Genomic DNA, 18,898 nt, shown 5'->3' with positions numbered 1-18,898 from the left:
ATGCCTTCTGTCGAATCACGACCGACTTTCGCTCGAACCGCAAAAAGCCCGCGCCGTCGCGCCGGATGCCCGGCGCCCCTCGTGCCGGGCCGACCGGTGGGCGAACAACACCGACCGGGGACGGGGCCCCTACCGCGGACCGCGCAGAAACTCCACCAGGGTCCGTACGCCGAAGCCCGTGCCCCCGTGCGGGATCTCGTCGTAGGGGGCCTCGTCGTTGAACGCGGCTGCCCCGAGGTCGACGTGGACCCAGGGGAGCCGTGGCCCCACGAACTCCCGGAGGAAGAGCGCCGCCTGGATCGCGTCGCCAGGACGGTAGGCGGCGTTCGCCCGGTCCGCCACCGACGATCTGAGGTGACGCCGCTCGGACTCCCACAGCGGGAGACGCCAGAACAGCTCGTCGGACCGGGCGGCGGCGGCCGACACCTCGGCGGCCAGCGAATCGTCCCGGGTGAAGTAGGCCGCCGCGCGGGCCCCGAGCACGTGCGGCACCGCCGCCGTCAGGGTCGCCACGTCGATCAGGACGTCCGGGGCAGGGTCGCGGGCCAGCAGCAGAGCGTCGGCCAGCACCACCCGGCCCTCGTTGTCGGTGTTCAGGACCTCCGTGGTCGTCCCGTCGGCGTGCCGGACGACGTCCCCCGGACGCAGGGCCGCCGGGCCGGGCATGTTCTCGGCGAGCGGGAGCAGCGCCCGCAGCCCCACCGGCAGGCGCAGGGCGGCCACGGCGCAGACCGCACCGACGACGGCTGCGGCCCCGCCCATGTCGGCCTTCATCGCCCGCATCTCGGGTGGGCTCTTCAGGCAGAGCCCGCCCGAGTCGAAGGTGATCCCCTTGCCCACCAGGGTGACGCTTCGTCCGGGCGTCGGAGGGTCGTACCGGAGTTCCACCAGACACGGCGGCTCGGCCGAACCTCGGGCCACCGCCAGCAGGCCCGCCATGCCCAGGGTGTGCAGTGCCTCGCCACGGTGCACGACGCAGGACAGCGCACCACCGGCGAGGCCGGCGACCCGCCGACCGAACTCCGTCGGACCCAGTTCGCCGCCGGGGCTGTTCACCAGATCCCGCGCGAGGCAGACGGCGTCGGCGACCGCGACGCCCTCGGCCACCGCACCGGGGTGCGCGGTGCGGACGGTGATCTCACCCAGGGGCGGAGCAGCACCGCGGCGGTGGCGGTCGTAGCGGTAGGCGGCCAGCACCGCACCCTCGGCCACCGCGCGGGCACGGGCACCCGCGGACATCGGGCCCTCCGTCGTCTCGGCGAGGTCCAGCCGCAGGGTACGGGCCGGGCCGGCGGCCCGGACGGCAGCGGCCGCCGCCCGGCGGAAGGTCGCCGGGGTCGCTGCCCCGGCGGGGCCCAGACCGACGTTGAGCAGCACCGTCCGACCGTCCGGGCCCGGTTCGGCGACGACCTGACCGGCGCGGCCGGTGAACCCGCGACGGAGGGCGAACGTCCCCGGGCGGGTGCCGTGGTGCCAGGGCAGGGCCACCACGTCGGCGGGCCGGGCGTCGGCGACCGGGGTCACGCTCACGCCCGGCACGGGTCAGGCGCGCTCGTAGGCGGTGCCGGCCTGGTTGCGCGTGAGCAGCCCCTCGTCCACCAGGGCACGACGCAGGGCCACCCAGTCGTCGAACCACTCGCCGCACAGGGCGTTGACCCGGGCCTCGGGATAGACCTCCCCGGGGGAGAAGGTGTCGACCACCACGGCCAGCACCCGGGCCCGCACCTCGGCGTCTGCGGGAATGGCGGTGATGCGGCCACGACGGAAGTAGGCTCCCGCGCCGTCCCCGCCACTGCGGCCGGCAACCCGGACCTCGGCCTGGACCGCACGGCGGAAGGCGTCGTCCACCAGGGCGTACGTGTTGGTGGCCCGGTCCTCGGCGACGATCCTGCCGTCCACCAGCCGGCGCAGGGCGCCCGCGGTGGCCTTGGGGGTGAGCCCGGTCTGCTCGGACACCGACCCCACGGTGCGCGCCCCGAGCACGAGCGCGGCGAACGCCGACCGCCGGGCCGGCTCGGCCAGCAGGCCGACGATGTCCCCGCAGGACGGCGGACGGTCAGCGGAGTCGGTCTGCGGCTCTTCGTCGGCCGGGGGCACCGGACACCTCACCTCTGTGTCGTCGGGCGGACCGGTCACCACGACCGGACCTCTCCCGAATCTGTCCACTGTCGATAACCTAGCAGTCGCACCCCGTCACACCGGCCGAACCGCCGGTGCCACGGCCGTCGACTCAACCCCGGACCGTCGGCGTCTCCAACCCGACGGGCGCCTGCGTCCGGGCCCGGCGGGGAGTGCTCTGCGCCGGTGGTGTGCGGTACGCCGAAGGACGGTGCCGCACCGCCAGGGCGATCACCTTGGCCCCCTCGATGAACACCCAACGTCGGCGCTGCCAGGCGTGCAGCAACTCCAGTGTCGGCTCCCAGCGTGTGCCGGACCAGTGCCGGGCCTGCAGGTCGCGGAAGCGGGTACCCCCGATCAGGGCACGGAACAGCCGGGCCTCGTCACCGGTGAGGACCGTCTGACCCGCCGGCAGACCCGGCCGCTGCTCGTCGAGGACGACCGAGCTGAAGCCGAGCCGGTAGGTGAAACGGGCGGTGTGCCGGTGCGCCTTCCACAGCCGCACCCGGGCGGCCAACCGGTGGCGCAGCTCCTCGTTGCGCGCGTCGTCGTGGAAGTCACCCTCGAAGTGGTACGCGATGTCCCACAGCTCCTCGTCGGAGAGCCCCGGATAGGCGAACCGGTAACCGGGGAAGGGCCGCGACAGGGTCAACCCGAACGACCCGGGCCGTTCCACGTACGGGCTGAACCGGTCGAAGTGCACGGCGAGGATGTCCGCGTCGGGCGGTTCCAGGTGGGTCAGCGAAGCCACGAGGTTGAGCTGGGACAGCAGGGACGCGGGGGTCTCCCCGGGGTACCCGGTGAGAATGTTCCACACCGGCAGCACCCCGAACTCCGCGCAGCCCAGCAGGAACCGGACGTTCTGCATCGCGGTGGCGCCCTTCTTCAACGCCCGCAGTCCCTCGGTGCTGAGGCTTTCGATCCCGGGCTGGACCGAACGCACCCCGGCCCGCCGGATCGCCCGGATCTGCGCCCAGTCCATGTTCGCCTTCACCTCGAAGAAGAGCGAGTGGTCCGTGCGCATCTGCTCCACCCGGGGCAGCGCCGTCTCCAGGTAGCCCAGGTCGAGGATGTTGTCCACGGCGAAGAAGTCGAGCACCCCGTACCGGTCCATCAGATGGTGCAGTTCCTCGGCCACCGAATCCGGGTGCTTGCTGCGGAACTCCATGGTGGCACCGTTGAGCCCGCAGAACGTGCAGTGCGTCTTCGCCCCCCACCAGCAGCCCCGGGAGAACTCCACCGGAAGCGTGATGTCGGGCTCCAGAGCACGCAGGCCGACCTCCCGCAGCTGCTCGAAGAAGCCGTCGTAGTTGGGCCGGGGCACCACGAGCTGCGCGGTGCTGCGCCGGGCCGGCAGCGCCCGGGACGTGGACGCGGCGTCCTGCCCGCGTACCACCAGGCGACCGGTCGCCGCGAGCGGGCCACCCGCCGCGACCTGCCGCAGCAACGCGACGAAGGCGTCCTCGCCCGGCCCGTCCACCACGGCGTCGACCGCCGGGAACTTCGCCAGCAGGGTACGGCCCATCGGCCCTTCGCAGTTGCTGCCGCCGAGCACGATGGTCCCGGTGTACCCCTGCGCACGGAGCCGTTCCGCGACCGCGAGCGTCGGACCGTTCTGGCTGAACGTCGTGGTGAACCCGATGACCTGCGGCGCGGCCCGGAGCAGCCCCTCGGCGGTCTCGACCACGTGCCGGTCGGCGACCGCGCGCAACGCGTCGACCAGCGCGATCTCCCGGTCGGTGATCCCCCGCTCCCGCAGCAGCGTGTAGTAGGCGGCGCGCTCGGCGTCGCCGGCCGCCCGCCGGGCGTACACCCAGTCGCCGACCGACAGGTGGTAGAGGCCCTCGGCGACCCGCGTGTAGGCCGCCGCCCAGTCGTCCGGGGACAGCCCGAGCATCCGTCCGGCCAGGGCGTAGAAGCTGAGGTACGCGTAGTCGGAAACCACCTCCCAGCCCTCCGCCTCGGCCACCGCCCGCAGGGTGCCGATCTGGATCGACGGACGGTGGACGTTGTTCCAGGGCATCGAGACGAGTGCCGCGCGGCCAGCGTCGCTCATCACGTCGTCACCAGATGATGCGCAGGTCGTAGACGTTACGGAGGAAGGGGGGTTCCACCGTCGGCTCGGGCAGCCGGTAGTCGGGGATCATCTCGTGCCACTCCTCCCAGGCGGTGAGGATCTGCGCGCGGGCGTAGGCGGCACCGAGACACTGGTGGTGACCGGTACCGAAGGCGATGTGGGGATTCTGCGTCCGGTCGAAGTCGACCCGCTCCGGATCCGGGAAGACCGCCGGGTCGTAGTTCGCCAGGGCCAGCGGCAGCAGCACCGTGTCCCCCCGGGACGCCACCCCACCCGCACCCTCCCGGGTGGCCAGCCGACCGGGATACATGCAGGAGTTCACCCTGAGGAACTCCTCCACCGCAGCCGGCCGGATCTGCGGCTCGCGCAGGAACCGGTGCCGGTCCCCCGGGTGGTGGGCGAGATGCTGGATGCCGTTGGCCATGTGGTTGACGGTGGAGTCGACCCCGGCCAGGAAGAGGACCGTGAGCAGGGATTCCCGGTCGGCGTCGCTGACCGGGGAACCGTCGATGTCCCAACCGAAGGTGGCAGTGGTCAGGTCTGCCTCGACCGGCTCCGCACGACGCCGCGCCACGTGCCGCCGCACGTACTCCTGGAGCGCGGGGAACGCGGTCTCGGCGTTGAACGCCTGACGTGGGTCCGGCGCCTCCCGGGACCGGATCATCGCCACGTTGATGGCGAGCAGGTGATCGAGGTCCGCCCGCGGCCACCCGACCGCCAGCATCAGATTCTCCAGTACGTACGGGCGGGCGAACTCGTCGGAGAAGGAAACCTCGCCCCGGTCGACGAACGCCCCGATGCGCCGCCGCGCGTTCGCCCGGATCACGGGGGTCAGATCCCGGGCCCGTTGCGGGGTGAACCAGGCCGCCAGGTGCCGCCGCCACTCGTTGTGGGCACGACCCTGGATCGTCAGGGGGATCCAGCGTTCGTCCTCGGCACCCTCGGCGGCGCTGACCCGGGACACGCTGAAGGTGTCCTCGTCGCGGAACGCGGCGCAGATCCCCTCGTAGGTGGACAGGGCCCAGAAGCTGCCGCCGTGCGAGCTGTGGAACGCGCCGTCGCGGGCGTGTTCCGCCGCGACGCGCCGGTACGCCTGCGGCGCGGCGAAGAAGTCGAAGTCGACCGATTCCCCCGCCGTCGCGGCGGTGGCCCCGGTGACCGGGCACCTGTCAGCCTGCACCAGATCTCTCCTTCTCCCGTGGTAGGGCGGGCACCGGGTCCAGCCCGCCCCGGGGCCAGACCCCGGCGTTGAGCCCGGCGGTGGTCAGTCGCAGGGACCAGAGTTCGTCGAGATCCCCGGCGTCGAGCAGGACGCCGTCGACCAGGACGGCGTCGGGACGGGCCAGGTCGGCCACCGTGGTCGGCAGCCGCCGGTAGAGCACCAGATCAGCCTCGGTGGTCGCGGCCGGGCCCCGGCGCATCGCGGCGTGGGCCGCCCCGGTGGCCGCCTGCAGCACCGCGGCGAAGGGGATCCCCGCGCGGGACAACTCGGCCAGTTCCTTGTGGAACGACGGACCCGCCACCACGAACGGGTTGCCGCAGTCGGTGCCGACCAGCACGCGTGCCCCCGCGTCGGCGACGGCACGGACCAGGTCACCGAGCCGGTCCACCAGCGCCCCACGCTCGGCTGCCGCGGCGCGGTCGAGACCGATGGCCGCGCGGGCGGCCGCGGTCCAGGCCTGCGTCCGACCCGCGTCGGCCAGCGCCAGGGCGGTGGGCGAGGGACGCGTCCACCGCCGCTCGCCGGTCAACGCCCGCCAGGTGACCAGGGTGGGACAGACGAAACGTCCGGCGTACCCCTCGACCCGGGCGGCGCCCTCCGCCTCCACCCGGTCGAGAGCGGCGGAAAGGACCTGCCACCGCCGGTCACCGGGAAGCCGGAAGATGTTGGGCACCAGACCGTAGAGATGCTCGGTGGACCACATCGCGGCCTGCGCCTCGGCGATCGGCACCCGTTCGGGGGCGTGTCCGACCACCGGGAGACCCACCCGGTCGGCGGCGGCGGTGATCGCCGTGAACCAGGCAGGTTCCATGTCGTCGTAGACCTTGATGCCGTCGAAGCCGAAGCCGAGCGCCTCGTTGAGCACGTGGTCGGCCGAGTGCCGGTCGTCCACCACCATCGCCCCGCCCGGCACCCGGGTGGTCGGGCCGTCGACCACGGCCGTGCTGACCCAGGCACGGGGCACCACGGCGGTCCGGGCCCGGTGCACGCCCGCCGCGTAGCGGTGCGCGGGCTCGCCCCACATCTGGCGGTACGACGTCACGCCGTGGGTGAGCAGACCGACCAGGTCGCCGGACGACGACACGTGCGCGTGCGCGTCCACGAATCCCGGCAGGGCGTACCACCGGGCCGGTCCGTCACCGGGCGGCCCGTGCGCCAGGACTCCGTCCTCGACCACCAGATCCCGTACCGGTCCGGGGCGGCCGGTGTCCGGCCCCACCGGCGCGACGGCGGGAATGCGGTGGTCGCGGGGCCGGGTCGCGAGGGCCCGCAGCGCGTCGGCCTGCGGATCGCCCGCGGGGAGCAGGCCGACCCGCAGCCGCCACTGCGCGTCCTGGCTGGGCGTCATCGGGCACCCGTACCAGCGGCCTGCCCGGCGGCCTCGGTCGCCACGCGCGCTCCCACCTCGGCGAGGCGGTGGGCCGCCCGTACCCGGGTGGGGCTGTCGACCAACCAGATCCGGGCACCGAGGCGGCGCTCACCCGCGGTGAAGACGTCCCGTTCGGGGTCGCCCTCGGCGGTGATGAGCACGAGATCCTGGCCGGGGTTCCGCCGCTGGACGGCGCGGGCCGAGCCGTGCCACAGGCCGCGGGTGACCGCCGCCAGCTCCGGCAGGTCGACCCGACGGCACGCGTCGACCATCCAGTCCGGCGCGCCGACCCGGTGGAAGTGGTCGGTCAGGTAGCGGTGTCCGTCGGGGGCCTCGATCGCCGCCGCCTCCTGCTCGACCGCGTCGTCGGGGAGTTCCACCTCCTCGGCGTGCGCGCAGAAGGAGTACGCCCGGGTGACCCTCGAATCGTCGGCGGCGACCCGCAGGGCCGTCCGCCCGCCGAAGTAGACACCGAACACCGTGTACTCGGGGTGCCCGAATAGGTCCATCACCGCCCGGACGTCCTCGACGTGCCTGTCGATACCGTGCCGTTGCGGCAGGCCGACGCGTTCGCTGGCCCCCCGCCCCCGCAGGTCGAGGGCGAGCAGGTCGGCGTCGGGCACAGCGTCGAGGAACCCCGAGTCGGCCCAGATCCGCCGGTCCATCGCCACCCCGTGCACCAGCACCACCGGCGTCCCCGTCCCCGGCCTGCGCATGCCGTGCAACCGGGCGCCGTCGGCGGAGGTGGTCTCGAACGGTTCCAGGTCACGCTGCTGCACTACGCCCTCCCAAGGCCATCGCCCGGCCCAGCTCGTCGCGCCCGCTGTCGTGTACGGCCAGCACCAGACCCTGCGGTGCCTCCAGGAACACCCAGCCGCGGGCGGACCACTCGGTCAGCTTCCCGTGGGCCTGCTCCGGTGTGGCACCCGCCTCGACGGCCGCCGCCACCGACCCGGTGATCCGACCCCCGTGCGTCAGCCCACGGAACAGCACGTTCTCCCAGCCCCGCAGCACCTCCCGGCCCCGTCCGACGTGCGGACGGTGGTCGTGGACCGCGGTGACGGTGGGGCCGAGGCGGTAGGTGAAGCGGCTCTGCGGGTGCAGTTTCTTCCACAGCCCGACCCGGGCGCCCAGCCGCCGGCGCAGGGTCAGCAGCAGCGCGCCGTCGGTGGCGTCCGGCTCGTCGTGGTCGAACGAGTAGGCGAGCGTCGCCCGGTCCACGTCCTCGCCCGGGTGGACGAATCGGTACTTCGCCTCGGGCCCGCGCAGCTCGATCCCGAACTCGTCCGGCCTCTCGAAGTAGGGGCTGTAGCGGTCGACGCGGACCTTGCTCACCGTGGACGGCGGGTCCAGGTGCGACAGGAAGGGGATCAGCCGAAGCTGTTCCTCCAGCATCTCCGCCTGCTCCCCGGGCATCGCGGAGAGCAGGTTCCAGCCGACCTCGATACCCAGCTCGCGGCAGAGCACCAGGAAACGCAGGTTGTGGAAGGCGGTGGCACCCTTGCGGAGCAGCTTCAGCGACCCGGTGCTGAGGCTCTCGATGCCCGGCTGCACGGTCATCACCCCGGCCGCCCGGAGCTGCCCGAGCGCCCTGGGTCCCAGGTTCGCCTTGACCTCGAAGAAGGTGGTCACGTCCACCTCGGCCTCGGCCAGCTCGACCAGTCCGTTGTCGTCCTTGGCGAGGATGGTGTCCACCGCGTACGTGTCGAGCACCCCCTGCCGCTCGGTCAGCTCGCGCAGGGTGTGCACCAGCTGCCGGCCCGGCTTGCTGCGGTACGGCATGCCGCTGCCGTTCTCGCCACAGAACGTGCAGTGCATCTTCTCGCCCCACCAGCAGCCGCGCGACATCTGGAACGGCAGCGCCACGTGGGGACGGATCAGCTCGCTGCAGGGAAGCTCCGCCAGCCGGCGGAAGTAGTCGTCGTAGCGGGGCACCGGCACGGCGTCGACCGACTGCACCACCGGCGTGCTGACCACCAGCCGGGTGCCGGCGCGGGTCACCACCCCCGGCGCCGAGATCGGCACGGTCGGGTCCTCGGCCGCGCACAGCGCGGCGACCGCGGCCTCCCCCTCACCCTGCACGACCAGGTCCACGAACGGGTAGGCGCGCATGACCGCCTCACCCATCGGCCGGTCGCAGTTGGCACCGCCGAGGAAGACCAGCCGGTCGGGGGCCCGGTCCTTGATGGCCCGGCCGACCGCCAGGGCGGGCACCAGTTGGCTGAACGAGGTGGTGAATCCGAATCCCTGGGCGCCGGTGTCCAGGAGCCGGTCGGCGGTGTCGGCGACGAACCGGGGCGCGCTGGCGCGCATCGCCAGCACGAGGTCCACCAACTCGGCGGAAACACCGCGGGCGCGTAGGAACCCGGCGTACTCGGCACGGGCGGCCTCCTCGTCCTCGTCGCGCGCCGCGGGCAGGCCGCGCCCGAAGATCCAGTCACCCACGCCGAGGCCGTAGAGTTCCTCGCCGATGGTGTCGTAGACGGCGGCGAACCGTGCCGGCTCGCAGTCCAGCTCCTTGACGGCGAACTCGAACCAGTCCAGGTAGATGTACTCGGCGGTCACGGGACCACCCCCGGATTTGGCGGCCAACGCGATCAGCGAGGCGACCTGGATGGACGGCCGGTAGAGGCTGTTCCACGGGGGCGCGACGAGGACGAGTCTCATGGCCGTGCGCCTCCCTGCCCGGCCATCGCCGCACCGAGCCGACCGGTCGGCAGCACCGGGTAACCCGCACGTGCCTTGTCCAGCAGTTCGAGCCCCGGGGCCACCACGTCGACCACGGTGATGGACCCTGGTCGGGTGAGCACCCGGTGGTAGGCGTGCACCCCGACCGCGGCCAGCTGATCGACCAGATGGCGGAGCAGTTGCTCGGGCGTGGCCTCGACGGGCAACCCGTCCTCGGGACGGAAGGGCTCGGTACGTCGGGGCAACGTGCGGACGTCGAAGCGGGCGGCGGCCAGGTGCCGGGGATAGCGGGCCAGCGCGGTGGTGATCTGCCCCGCCTCGGTGTCGGCGTTCACCGGCCCGTGCTGGAACATGGTGCGTACCTGGAGATACTCCAGCAACGCGCGTTGGAGGGCGTAGGCGCGCACCGGCGAGGCGCCGCTGCCGATGAGACGGATCATCTCGTCGGCGCTGCCGTCGCAGACCACGTAGGCGGGCACCCCGGTGTCGCAGGCGATCGACACGATGAGGATCGGCGCGCCGGTCAGCTCCTCCACGTCGTCGGCCAGGGCCCGCAGCTCCGTCGTGAGCGTCGCCGGGTCGACCACCACCAGGCCGGGCTCACCCATGCCGAAGTAGCTGCGGGCGAGTTGACAGGACCACGCGTCCCGCTCGATGACCTCGTTGATCGCATGGACCAACGCCTCGTGGAGAGTGGTACCGGCGGCGTAGCCGGCGCTCGACGTGTAGTGCCACAGCGGACGGAAGGCTCCGTCGTCCTGCGGATGCGGCCAGTTCTGGTAGCCCCCGTCACGGAGGAACACCGGCTGGCGGTGGGAGCTGCCGCCGTCCTGCCCGAGGGCGGTGGCGACCGGAACGTAGTCGCGGGTGAAGACCGAGGCGTCCGGCATGATCCCACCCAGCCGCCGCAGCAGCGCCGAACGGCGCGCGGTGGGTTGCCCGGCCACCGCCCGGCCGGACATGAAGCCACTCCAGCCGGCGCCCGCGTCGCGCCGCCAGTCCAGGTGGTAGTGCTCGGCGCTCTCGAACAGGGCGCTCGCCAGGCTCCGGTGGCCGAGGCCCTTGCCGGAGCTGCGGGAACAGAGCACGCCGTCGGCGTCGTGCAGGCGTACCTCGTAGGTGGGCGCGGTGTCCGGGCCGTACCTGCGGATGTCGGGTGTGAGCCGCTCGGCGGTCAGCCAGTCGCGCACGGCGGTGAGGGCGGTGCCGATCGGCGTCTCCCGTTCCGGTGGGACGTCATCGCGTTGTGCCCCGCCCTGCAGGACGGCGGTCAAGAGGTCGTTGTCTGCGTACTCGGTCGTCAAGGATCTTCCTCACTTCTCCCATGTCGAAGACGGGAACGCCCGCGCGGACGAGGCCCAGGAGCGGCTGTGGTCGGGAGACGGCGTGCGCGAAGTGCAGCCGGGTGGTCGGTAGTTCGGGCGCGCTGACCTCCAGCTCCCCGGTGTCGGCCCAGACCCGCACACCGGCGGCCGCCAACTCCCGCTCGGGTGCTTGGGGAGCCCGGCCGGGGACGGGGGCCGGGACCGGTTCGAAGTCGAGGGTGGCGCACCGTAGCAGCAGGGGCCAGCGTTCGAAGCGACGCAGGAAGTACCGCTCGGCCGGTACCGCCGTCTCGTTGGCCCGCCACATGGTGTCGGCCTGTGCCAGTTCCAGCAGAGCGCGCTCGGTGGCGGCGGCGACGGTCTGCGCCGCGCCCAGACCCGTCGCGGGCATCCGCCGGCCGGCTCGGGCCACGACCAGCACCACCGGGGTACCACCGACGAAGGAGAGGGGGATCGTCTCCACCTCGGCCCGGTCAGTCGCCGCCGTACCGGACCGGCCGGCCGGGGCGACGGCGAGTGACCGGTAGAGGAAGGCGCCGTGGTCGAGGAGTTCGGTCAGTTCCAGCACCGCCCCCCGCAGCGCGGCGGCGGGCGTCGGCGCCACCGCCCAGCCGATCGTGCTGGACAGCCGCGCCACGGGCGGGGTGAGGGTCCCCTCGGCCAACTCCGTGCCCGCCACCCACGGTGCGGACCAGAAGAGCGGGACCGCCAGGTCCGATCCACCGTCGAGCGCCCGGTAACGGCGCAGCCGGCATCCCGGTGGGACCGTACGCGCACCGTCGGGGCCGGACCGCGCGTCGGCTGCGGTGGCCCGGCTGGTCGACGGGCGGGCGAGCAGGGCGAAGGGAGTACACGCGAGCATGCGTTCGACGGCTTCGGACAACGCCTTACGCCGTGCGACGGCTTCGGTGACGGCAGTGCCGTAGCCTTGGGCCACCGCCGTGTCGGCGACGGCCGTACACCGGACGGTGATCGTCTGCTCCGCAGGGAACGCCTGGTACTCGACCCTGCGCAACACGCACGTCACCACCGCTGTCACGGTCATCATCACCCTCCTCCCGGACCCGCTCGCCCGTCGACTGGTCGCGTCCCGCCGGTCAGGTCAGGACGCGTCCGCTGGGCGGCTCACGCCGGCCGACTCACGTGGTCGGCTCGGCCTCGTCCGACCAGGCCCCCCACGTCTCGAGCTCGTGCAGTTCCAGCTCGCTCAGCTCGGCGTTGTTGGGGTCGTCGTTCAGGAAATCTGCGGTCATGCAGTCGAACACGACAACCGGTCCCATGTTTCCTCCCTTCTGGGCGTCGTACGGACGGTGGTCCACCGCCACCACGTCAGCGACGCGTGGCGGGGCTGGAGAGGGTGAGCGGGACCTGGGTCCGGACTCGCTTCGGCGTGCCCTTGGCCGGCGGCGTGCGGTAGGCCGAGGGTCGCCAGCGCACCGCCAGGGCGATCACCTTGGTGCCCTCGATGAACACCCAGCGCCGCCGCTGCCAGGACTGCAGCAGAGCGAGCGCGGCGTCCCAGCGTGGCCCGTCCCACCCCTGGGCCTGGAGATCCCGGAACCGGGTGCCCCCGATCACCGCACGGAACAGTCGGGCCGCGTCCCCGTTCAGGGTGACCCGCTGCGGTGGCAGGCCGGGCCGCCGGTCGTCGAGCACGACGCTGGCGAAGCCGAGCCGGTAGGTGAAGGACGCCTCCCCGTGACGGCTGCGCCAGAGCCGGATGCGTGCGGCCAACCGGCGGCGCAACTCGACGTTGCGGGGGTCGTCGGTGAACTCACCCTCGAAGTGGTAGGCGATGTTCCACAGGTCCGACTCGGACAGCGCCGGGTAGGCGAAGCGGTAGCCGGGGAACGGTTTGGTCAACGTGAGCCCGTACTCGGCCGGGGACTCCACGTAGGGACTGAAGCGGTCGAAGCGGATCAGGGTGACGTGCGGCGGTACCAGGTGTGACAGGGAGGCGACCAGATCGATCTGGGCCAGAATGGACGCCGGGGCCTCCCCGGGATAGCCGGTGAGGATGTTCCAGTCCGCCCGCACCCCGTACTCGGCACAGCCGAGCAGGAACCGGACGTTCAGGAATGCGGTGGCACCCTTGCGGAGTGCCCGCAGCCCCTCGGTGCTCAGGCTCTCGATGCCCGGCTGCACCGAACGCACCCCGGCCCGACGCATCCGGCGGATGTCCGCCCACTCCATGTTGGCCTTCACCTCGAAGAACAGGGAATGGTCCGACCGCAGTTCTTCGACCGCCGGTAGGGCGGTATCCAGATAGCCGAGGTCGAGAATGTTGTCCACCGCGAAGAAGTCGAGCACGCCGTACCGGTCCATCAGGTGTCGGAGTTCGCCGGCCACCGAGTCGGGGTGCTTGCTGCGGTAGCGCATCGTGGCCCCGTTCAGGCCACAGAAGGTGCAGTGTGTCTTGGCACCCCACCAGCAGCCGCGTGAGAATTCCACCGGCAATGAAACATCCGGTTCCAGCCGGTCGAGACCGGCCGTCGACAACTGCTCGAAGAATCCGTCGTAGTTGGGCATGGGAACGGTCAACCGGTCGGCGGGGACCAGTTCGGCGACCTGGGCGGTGCCCTCCCCACGCGCCACCAGGCGGCCTGCCGAGCGCACCGGCTGATCTGCCGCCACCTGAGCGAGCAGGGCGGCGAGCGCTTCCTCGCCCGGCCCGTCGACCACGGCGTCCAGGGCCGGGAAGTTGGCCAGCAGCGCGCGGCCCATCGAGCCCTCGCAGTTGCTGCCGCCCAACACGATCGTCCCGGTGTAGCCCGCCTCGCGGAGTCGTTCGGCCACCGCCAGGGTCGCACCGTTCTGGCTGAACATGCTGGTGAACCCGATGACCTGCGGCTCGGCGGCGAGCAGCCGTTCGGTCGTGGCGGCGACGTGCCGGTCGGCCACCGCCCGCAGCGCGTCGATCACCCCGATGCTGGTCTCGTCGACCCGCTTGGAGCGCAGCAGGTCGACGTAGGCCGCCCGCTCCTCGGGCGCGGCACCGCGTCGGCTGAAGATCCAGTCGCCGACCGACAGATGGTAGAGCCGCTCGGCGATGAGTTCGTACGCCTGGGCCCAGTCGTCGTCGGACAGCCCGAGAATCTGCGGAGCCATTGAATAGAAGTCGAGGTAGGCGTAATGGGAGTCGACCTGCCAGCCCTCGGCCTCGGCCACCGAACGTAGAATTCCCACCTGAATGGACGGTCGTGTCGCGCTGTTCCACGGCATTGATACAAGTGAGACTCTGCGTGGTTTGATGACCGATCACCACCTCGATCGATGTGTCATTCTGGACTCATGTTCACTACTGCGCAGCGCGTCCGTCAAGCCCCTTTCGGTGATCATTCATCCCCAGAACCACGTTCGACGTGCGGAGATTCAGCCGATGAGTTTCAAGTTCGTTGGCGGGATGTTCCATGACCTTTGTCGCCGACGACGACCACCACATTTCCATCGAAGAGCGCGTCGCGCTGGAGCAGTTGGCCCGGACTCCGGCCGGGACATCCGCGTTCGCGCTACGCGCCCGCATCGTCCTCGCCTGCGCCACCGGGGACACCACCGCCGAGGTGGCCCAACGACTCGGGGTCTGCCGGGAGACCGTCCGCAAGTGGCGCAACCGGTTCGCCGTCCACCGGCTCGCCGGCCTCGCCGACGAGCCACGCCGGGGTGCCCCGCGCACGATCGGCGCCGATCTCGTACACCGGGTGGTGGTCGCCACCCTCGACCTGCCGCCGCCCACCGGCGACCGCTGGACCACCCGCGCACTGGCGGCCGCCACGGGTGTCTCGCAGACCACGGTCTCGCGCATCTGGCGCGAGTACGGCCTGGGGGCGGACCGGGTGCGCGCGTGGCGGCTGGTGACCGATTCGAGGTTCGTGGCCGCCGTGCGGGGCGTGGTCGGCGTACACCTGGCGGGTCGGGAGAGCACCCTCGTGCTCTCCGTGGGTCATCCCGACGCCACGGGCGTCGCCGCCCCGGCCGCAGCGACGGCCCCGCCGACGCTGCACAGCGTCGCCGGGTCGGGCCCGGCGGGCGGTGCGTCGGGCCCGACCCGGCGGCTGATCCCGTTCCTGGCCGAGGTGGAGGCGGCGGTACCGGACGGGACGCTGCACGTGCTCCGCGCCGATTGCCCCGGGGCGGAGGCGCGGGCGGTGGCCCGCTGGCTGGCCCGACGCCGACGCTTCCGTCACCAGGTCATCCCCCCGTGCGCCCCGTGGCCGGTCCTGGCCGACCGGTGGCTGACCGCACCGGGTGTCCGCGACCATCCCGGCACCGCGGAACTCAGGCTCCTGGTCCGCCGGTGTGTCGGGGGGCCCCACCAGGCCGGTCGGATGTGGCGAACGGATCCACACAGGACGGAGGGCGGTGACGGAAAGTCAGCGCCGCCTTGCCTGCCGTAGCCGGCATCGATAGCATCGACCTGCGGCCGGAGATCCACACCGGGTGCGCCGCCACTGCCGGCCCCCCGCCGCACCGTCCACCCGTGCCATGGGACCCGCGTCCACCCGACTGGGGATGTGGAATGAAGGTATCGCTGACCGGAGCGGCGGAGACGACGCTCGCCACCCTCTGCGCGCGGGCCGTCGACGCCCGCTCACCGCACCCGATGCTCGGTGACCACACCGCCGCCGGGATCCTCGACAGGCTGGACTACGACTTCGCGAAGTTGCAGATCCAACCGGCGACCGCTGTCGGTGTCGCCCTCCGCACCCGGTTCTTCGACCGCTGGACCCGGCGGTTCCTCGACGCCCACCCCGAGGCCACCGTGCTGCATCTGGGCTGCGGCCTCGACGGGCGGGCGCAACGGCTCGCCCCCGGTCCCGGGGTGCGGTGGTTCGACATCGACCAACCCGAGGTCATCGCCCTGCGGGACGAGCTCTATCCCGCGCGTCCGGGCTGCCGCACCCTCGGCGCCTCGGTGGTCGAGGAGAGCTGGCTGACGGAGATCCCGACCGACCGGCCGGTGCTGGTGCTCGGTGAAGGGCTGGCCATGTACCTCGGCGCCGAGGACGGCCCGCGGATGCTGCGCACCATCGTGGCCCGGTTCCCACTCGGCGGCGAGATCGCCTTCGACTCGTACTCCCGGGCCACCGTGCGCCTGAGCGGACCGTTACCGGTGATGCGACAGACCGGCGCGCAGATGCGCTGGGGCATCGACGACCCGCGCGAGGTGCCGCAGGACGTCCCGGGCCTGCGGTTGGTCGAGTCGGTCAGGGCGTACGACACCGCCGACCCGGACGACCACCGACGGCTACCTCTGGGCCTGCGGCTGCGACTGCTGCTCGACACCAAGGTGCTGGCGAAGCTGCCGGTCTCGCGCGGTGTCGGACACCTCTCGCGCTTCGCCTTCCCCTGACCGGCGCGCTGCCGGCCCCTGCCCGGGGCCGGCAGCGCGCGTCAGTCGACCGACGACGCGCTCTCCACCGTCGGTTCCCGGTCGACGGCAGAGTCCGCCGTCTGCCGTGCGTCGTCCGGCGGCTCCAGCCGGCGCAGCGCCGGCACCAGCAGGGCGAAGGCGGCGACCACCCCCCAGGCCACGGCGAGCAGGACACCCGTCTCACGCAGGCCGATCCCGTTGATCAGCAGGCCGGCGACCAGCGTACCGACCGGAACCGCGGTGGTCGTGGCGGCGTTCTGGAGGCCCAGGACCCGGCCCCGGTAACGCTCCGGGATGCGTTCGGTGACCAACACCAGGGCCAGGGCCTGCATGGGCCCTGCACCGAAGCCGGCGAGCGCGGCGGCGGCGAGCAGCACGGGGACCGGTGGTAGCAGGGCCAGACCCACGGTGCCCGCCGCGGTGAGCAGTTGTGCGACGACGAAGACCGTACGCCGGGACAGACCCGCCCCGGCGATCGAGTACACGATCGACCCACCGATGCCCCCCACGGCGAGGAAGGCCACCATCAGACCGAAGCCGCCGGGCGAGTCGCGGCCGACGAGGTACACGGGGAGCAGGAGGTTCTGGAGCGGGGCCAGCACGAGGACGCTGATCGTCACCACGAAGGTCATCGCGGCGAGCACCCGGTCGCCGCCGAGGATCCGGAAGCCCTTGAGCAACTCGGTGCGGATCCCGCCGCCCGCCTCACCCGAGCCCCGACCCAGCCGGGCCGGGAGGGTGAGCGTGGTCAGGGCCGCCGCCGCCGAACACGCCGCGGTGACCCAGAGGACCGTGGTGGGGTCGAAGAGGATGAGCAGGCCGCCGGCGGCGGCCGGGCCGACGACCAGGACCACGCCGTTGATCCCCTCGCGCAGGCCCGCCAGCCGTTCCAGGCCGACCCCCGCCGCCGTCGCGACGTCCGGCACCAGGGATTCGCGCGCCGTCATGCCCGGCACGTCGAGCAGCGCGCCCGCGACCCCGAGCACCACGAACCAGCCGACGGTGAGCCCCGTGACCTGGTCGACGACGGGGAGCGCGGCCACCGCCACCGCCGAGGCGAGGTCGGCCCAGATCGACGTCCGACGGCGACCGAAGCGGTCGATGACCAGCCCGCCGGCCACCGCGGCGAGCAGCATGGGCAGTGCGCTCACCGCCGCGATCACCCCGGCTGCCGCCGGGTCCCCGGTGCGTACCAGCACGAGCCAGGGCAGGGCGATCGCGGCCATGGAGTTGCCCAGCAGGGACAGGGCGTGGGAGAGGAGGTACCGAATCAACACCTGGCCAATTTTGCGGGACGCGGGGGCGCCGGCGACAGCCGAAATCGCGAAAGATCACGATTTGCCAGGAGGTAACGTCGGGCTTTCAGATACAGCACCGTATTAGGATATGGTGCTGTATCCGGGGCCGGAGCGCCCGCACTCCCGGCATGGTCGGCGGGACGCGAACCCGGCCGGTCTACCGCCTGTCCCCGGACGGGCCGCTGGTCCGGTGGAGCCGACGTCGGGCACCGGCGGAACCGTCCGCGCCCCGTTCGTCCCTGCCGGCCGGCTCCGGTCGACCGGTCGACCGGCCCACCCTCTGATGGGGAGATCCGCAGTCATGAGCAGCAACACCTACAAGGTCATCGTCCGTGGCAAGTTCGCCCCGCTCACCGACGGGCAACGCGCCGCGCTGCTCGCCCGGGCCGACGACCACGACCTCTTCTCCGCCCGCTTCACGTCGGAGGGCACGGTGACCTACGAGCGGTCACTGCGCACGTTCACCTTCCGGTGTCTGGTCTCGGGTGCTCCCGACGACGGTGAGGCCGCGATCTTCGGCAAGGCGGAGCGGTCGGCCGCCGCCGCCGTACGGGAGTTGGGTGCGGGCTGCACGGAGCTGAACTCCGTCTCCAGCGATCTCGACGACATGCTCCGTCGCCGGGGCCGCTGAGGTGCCGGCCGGCACCCGGGAGGGAATTCGATGACCCCTGAAGAGCTTGCACTGCTGCTCGCCGACTCCGCCGTACGTCAGGTCTTCGCCGCCGTCACCCTCGGCGCGGCCACCTCGACCGAGATCCTGGCCGCCACCGGGCTCACGGGGCAGCAGGCGGCCCCGGCGATCGGACAGCTCCTGCGGGCCGGGTTGCTCCGGATGGACGGCCCCGGGCGGCTCGCGTTGGTGGGGGAGACCCTTGCCGGGGCGGCGGCGACGGCGGCCCGACGGCAGGAGGAGCGGGCCGTCGCCGATCAGCCGGATCCGGGGTTGCGCGGCTTCGTCCGGGGCAACGTCGTCGTCCGGCTGCCGGAGGAGGACGATGCCCGGCGGACGGTGCTGCGGCACGTGGCGGGGCAGAGCTTCGCCCCCGACGAGCGGTACGACGAGCGGGTCGTGACCGACCGCCTGCGGCCGTGGTGCACCGAGGGCGTGCTCGACGCGGTCACCCTCCGGCGTCTCCTCGTCGACGCCGGACTGCTGAACCGGTCGGCCGGCTGGTACGTGCTGGTCGTGTCCGAAGAGGAGCCGGTAACCCGGTGACGTTCGAGGTCACCCTGTCCACACCGCCCCGGATGCCCGGGAGGGAGCGGACCGGCGCCGCCCGGTGGGATGACGGTGTCCACCGGGCGGCGGGCGGACGGGGTCGTCGTTCGGCACTCCCGTCCGCCGCAGCCCTGCTGAGGCGAGGGCTTTCCCGGAACGTGAGCGCCCCCCGTCCGCGTGGCGGGACGGATCGACCGGTTGTTTCGCGGGC

Annotated in this window: 16 protein-coding genes; 4 read left to right on the top strand and 12 right to left on the bottom strand. The window is 72.5% G+C overall.

Annotated elements, in window-relative coordinates; genetic code table 11:
- Positions 1-129: 129 nt before the first annotated feature.
- The 11 genes from JQX11_RS12755 to JQX11_RS12705 all read right to left on the bottom strand — a co-directional run bounded on the left by JQX11_RS12755 (position 130) and on the right by JQX11_RS12705 (position 13,985).
- A complete protein-coding gene (locus JQX11_RS12755) occupies positions 130-1,530 on the bottom strand; it encodes a leucyl aminopeptidase family protein (RefSeq protein ID WP_204925186.1) in 1,401 nt (466 codons plus the stop codon).
- 12 nt (positions 1,531-1,542) lie between these two features.
- Entirely contained in the window at positions 1,543-2,097 is a 555-nt protein-coding gene (locus JQX11_RS33390; protein WP_204925185.1) for a DUF2087 domain-containing protein, read from the bottom strand.
- 133 nt (positions 2,098-2,230) lie between these two features.
- Positions 2,231-4,174 (bottom strand): RiPP maturation radical SAM C-methyltransferase, encoded by a 1,944-nt coding sequence (locus tag JQX11_RS12745; protein WP_204925184.1) that lies wholly within the window; start codon positions 4,172-4,174, stop codon positions 2,231-2,233.
- 7 nt (positions 4,175-4,181) lie between these two features.
- On the bottom strand, positions 4,182-5,375 hold the full coding sequence (locus JQX11_RS33385; RefSeq protein ID WP_204925183.1) for a cytochrome P450: 1,194 nt from the start codon (positions 5,373-5,375) through the stop codon (positions 4,182-4,184).
- Positions 5,365-6,765: an amidohydrolase family protein gene (locus JQX11_RS12735; RefSeq protein WP_204925182.1), complete on the bottom strand. Its 1,401-nt coding sequence runs from the start codon at positions 6,763-6,765 to the stop codon at positions 5,365-5,367. The genes JQX11_RS33385 and JQX11_RS12735 overlap by 11 nt, the downstream gene beginning before the upstream one ends.
- On the bottom strand, positions 6,762-7,565 hold the full coding sequence (locus JQX11_RS12730; RefSeq protein WP_204925181.1) for an alpha/beta fold hydrolase: 804 nt from the start codon (positions 7,563-7,565) through the stop codon (positions 6,762-6,764). Before JQX11_RS12730 ends, JQX11_RS12735 begins: the two co-directional genes overlap by 4 nt.
- Entirely contained in the window at positions 7,552-9,453 is a 1,902-nt protein-coding gene (locus tag JQX11_RS12725) for a RiPP maturation radical SAM C-methyltransferase (protein WP_204925180.1), read from the bottom strand. Before JQX11_RS12725 ends, JQX11_RS12730 begins: the two co-directional genes overlap by 14 nt.
- Positions 9,450-10,778, bottom strand: a complete 1,329-nt coding sequence (locus tag JQX11_RS12720; RefSeq protein WP_204925179.1) for a YcaO-like family protein — start codon at positions 10,776-10,778, stop codon at positions 9,450-9,452. The genes JQX11_RS12725 and JQX11_RS12720 overlap by 4 nt, the downstream gene beginning before the upstream one ends.
- Positions 10,711-11,844, bottom strand: coding sequence for a YcaO-like family protein (locus JQX11_RS12715; RefSeq protein WP_204925178.1), 1,134 nt, complete (start codon positions 11,842-11,844; stop codon positions 10,711-10,713). Before JQX11_RS12715 ends, JQX11_RS12720 begins: the two co-directional genes overlap by 68 nt.
- A 94-nt stretch (positions 11,845-11,938) precedes the next feature.
- Positions 11,939-12,079: a bottromycin family RiPP peptide gene (gene botA / locus JQX11_RS12710; protein WP_204925177.1), complete on the bottom strand. Its 141-nt coding sequence runs from the start codon at positions 12,077-12,079 to the stop codon at positions 11,939-11,941.
- A 49-nt stretch (positions 12,080-12,128) separates the two neighbouring features.
- Positions 12,129-13,985 carry a RiPP maturation radical SAM C-methyltransferase gene (locus JQX11_RS12705; protein ID WP_307826161.1) on the bottom strand — a complete coding sequence of 619 codons (1,857 nt, stop codon included), beginning with the start codon at positions 13,983-13,985 and terminating at the stop codon, positions 12,129-12,131.
- Positions 13,986-14,209: 224 nt separating this feature from the next.
- On the opposite strand from JQX11_RS12705, the gene JQX11_RS12700 reads away from it, so the two are divergent.
- On the top strand, positions 14,210-15,193 hold the full coding sequence (locus JQX11_RS12700) for a helix-turn-helix domain-containing protein (RefSeq protein WP_204925175.1): 984 nt from the start codon (positions 14,210-14,212) through the stop codon (positions 15,191-15,193).
- Between the two features lie 122 nt (positions 15,194-15,315).
- The gene (locus JQX11_RS12695) at positions 15,316-16,149 is read left to right on the top strand and encodes a class I SAM-dependent methyltransferase (RefSeq protein ID WP_204925174.1); all 834 of its coding nucleotides are present in this window, start codon (positions 15,316-15,318) and stop codon (positions 16,147-16,149) included.
- Between the two features lie 41 nt (positions 16,150-16,190).
- On the opposite strand, the gene JQX11_RS12690 is transcribed toward JQX11_RS12695, so the two are convergent.
- A complete protein-coding gene (locus JQX11_RS12690; protein ID WP_204925173.1) occupies positions 16,191-17,447 on the bottom strand; it encodes an MFS transporter in 1,257 nt (418 codons plus the stop codon).
- 322 nt (positions 17,448-17,769) lie between these two features.
- On the opposite strand from JQX11_RS12690, the gene JQX11_RS12685 reads away from it, so the two are divergent.
- Positions 17,770-18,099, top strand: a complete 330-nt coding sequence (locus JQX11_RS12685; RefSeq protein WP_204925172.1) for a DUF6204 family protein — start codon at positions 17,770-17,772, stop codon at positions 18,097-18,099.
- 30 nt (positions 18,100-18,129) lie between these two features.
- Entirely contained in the window at positions 18,130-18,684 is a 555-nt protein-coding gene (locus tag JQX11_RS12680) for a DUF2087 domain-containing protein (protein ID WP_204925171.1), read from the top strand.
- Positions 18,685-18,898: the final 214 nt, after the last annotated feature.

This window comes from Micromonospora humida, assembly GCF_016901255.1.
GTDB classification, from domain to species: Bacteria; Actinomycetota; Actinomycetes; order Mycobacteriales; family Micromonosporaceae; genus Micromonospora; species Micromonospora wenchangensis.
Note: the sequence above shows the minus strand (reverse complement) of the source record. Positions and strands in the feature narration are given on the sequence as shown.

Excerpts from the sequence above, each read along its gene's own strand:
- JQX11_RS12745 (WP_204925184.1), bottom strand. The coding sequence starts at position 4,174 with ATGAGCGACGCTGGCCGCGCGGCACTCGTCTCGATGCCCTGGAACAAC.
- JQX11_RS12735 (WP_204925182.1), bottom strand. The coding sequence starts at position 6,765 with ATGACGCCCAGCCAGGACGCGCAGTGGCGGCTGCGGGTCGGCCTGCTC.
- JQX11_RS12725 (WP_204925180.1), bottom strand. The coding sequence starts at position 9,453 with ATGAGACTCGTCCTCGTCGCGCCCCCGTGGAACAGCCTCTACCGGCCG.
- JQX11_RS12715 (WP_204925178.1), bottom strand. The coding sequence starts at position 11,844 with ATGACCGTGACAGCGGTGGTGACGTGCGTGTTGCGCAGGGTCGAGTAC.
- botA (WP_204925177.1), bottom strand. The coding sequence starts at position 12,079 with ATGGGACCGGTTGTCGTGTTCGACTGCATGACCGCAGATTTCCTGAAC.
- JQX11_RS12700 (WP_204925175.1), top strand. The coding sequence starts at position 14,210 with ATGACCTTTGTCGCCGACGACGACCACCACATTTCCATCGAAGAGCGC.
- JQX11_RS12695 (WP_204925174.1), top strand. The coding sequence starts at position 15,316 with ATGAAGGTATCGCTGACCGGAGCGGCGGAGACGACGCTCGCCACCCTC.
- JQX11_RS12685 (WP_204925172.1), top strand. The coding sequence starts at position 17,770 with ATGAGCAGCAACACCTACAAGGTCATCGTCCGTGGCAAGTTCGCCCCG.
- JQX11_RS12680 (WP_204925171.1), top strand. The coding sequence starts at position 18,130 with ATGACCCCTGAAGAGCTTGCACTGCTGCTCGCCGACTCCGCCGTACGT.